Below are 1,733 nucleotides of genomic sequence, written 5' to 3' on the forward strand. Positions count from 1 at the left end.
TGGGCCTGTTCTGGTGCCGGTGTTTCGGTGGCTGGGGTGGGTTCCGCCCGTACTTTGAGAACTACACAGTGGACGCGAGCATCTTCGAGTCAGTCTTTGGCTGGCTCGTGAAGATGATCTTAAAGATCATTAGTCAATTTTTTGACGATTCAACTCATGTGATTTCAAGTCTTTAAGAGCAAACGGTGGATGCCTTGGCATCTGGAGCCGAAGAAGGACGTAGCAATCTGCGATAAGCCTCGGGGAACTGATAAGCGAGTTTTGATCCGAGGGTGTCCGAATGGGGAAACCCCGCCAGGGCGCGTGCGTACCTGGTGACTCCCGCCTGAATATATAGGGCGGGTAGAGGGAACGTGGGGAAGTGAAACATCTCAGTACCCACAGGAAGAGAAAGCAACAGCGATTCCGTGAGTAGTGGCGAGCGAAATCGGAAGAGGCTAAACCTAGCGTGTGTGATAGCCGGCAGGCGTTGCATGTTGGGGGTTGTGGGACTTTTCGGATTGTTCTGCCGAGCAGTCGACGTGACAAGAGGGTATAGACGAACGGTTTTGAATGGCCGGTCATAGAGGGTGCGAACCCCGTAGTCGAAATGCTTGTTCTTGGCGTGAAGAGTATCCCAAGTAGCACGGGGCCCGAGAAATCCCGTGTGAATCTGTCAGGACCACCTGATAAGCCTAAATACTCCCAGATGACCGATAGCGGACAAGTACCGTGAGGGAAAGGTGAAAAGTACCCCGGGAGGGGAGTGAAATAGTACCTGAAACCGTTTGCTTACAAACCGTTGGAGCCTCCTTAGTAGGGGTGACAGCGTGCCTTTTGAAGAATGAGCCTGCGAGTTAGCGATACGTGGCGAGGTTAACCCGTGTGGGGTAGCCGTAGCGAAAGCGAGTCTGAATAGGGCGATTCAGTCGCGTGTCCTAGACCCGAAGCGAAGTGATCTATCCATGGCCAGGTTGAAGCGACGGTAAGACGTCGTGGAGGACCGAACCCACTTAGGTTGAAAACTGAGGGGATGAGCTGTGGATAGGGGTGAAAGGCCAATCAAACTTCGTGATAGCTGGTTCTCTCCGAAATGCATTTAGGTGCAGCGTTGCGTGTTTCTTGCCGGAGGTAGAGCTACTGGATGGCCGATGGGCCCTACAAGGTTACTGACGTCAGCCAAACTCCGAATGCCGGTAAGTGAGAGCGCAGCAGTGAGACTGTGGGGGATAAGCTTCATAGTCGAGAGGGAAACAACCCAGACCACCAACTAAGGTCCCTAAGCGCGTGCTAAGTGGGAAAGGATGTGGAGTTGCTTTGACAACCAGGAGGTTGGCTTAGAAGCAGCCACCCTTGAAAGAGTGCGTAATAGCTCACTGGTCAAGTGATTCCGCGCCGACAATGTAACGGGGCTCAAGCACGCCACCGAAGTTGTGGCATTGACATTTTTGGTAGGCCTTCGTGGTCCAGCCGTGTTGATGGGTAGGAGAGCGTCGTGTGGCGAGTGAAGCGGCGGGGTGACCCAGCCGTGGACGCTACACGAGTGAGAATGCAGGCATGAGTAGCGAAAGACGTGTGAGAAACACGTCCTCCGAAAGACCAAGGGTTCCAGGGTCAAGCTAATCTTCCCTGGGTAAGTCGGGACCTAAGGCGAGGCCGACAGGCGTAGTCGATGGACAACGGGTTGATATTCCCGTACCGGCGAAGAACCGCCCAAGCTAATCCAGTGGTGCTAAGAGTCCTAGCTCACGCTT

At 54.0% G+C, this 1,733-nt stretch carries 1 rRNA gene (only partly in view); it reads left to right on the forward strand.

Annotated features, from left to right (window positions below):
* Positions 1-162 precede the first annotated feature (162 nt).
* Positions 163-1,733 (forward strand): 23S ribosomal RNA (locus tag RWH44_RS16075) (its annotated part continues 1,517 nt past the right edge of the window); the annotation flags it as partial.

This window comes from Microbacterium phycohabitans (assembly GCF_032464935.1).
Lineage (GTDB): Bacteria > Actinomycetota > Actinomycetes > Actinomycetales > Microbacteriaceae > Microbacterium > Microbacterium phycohabitans.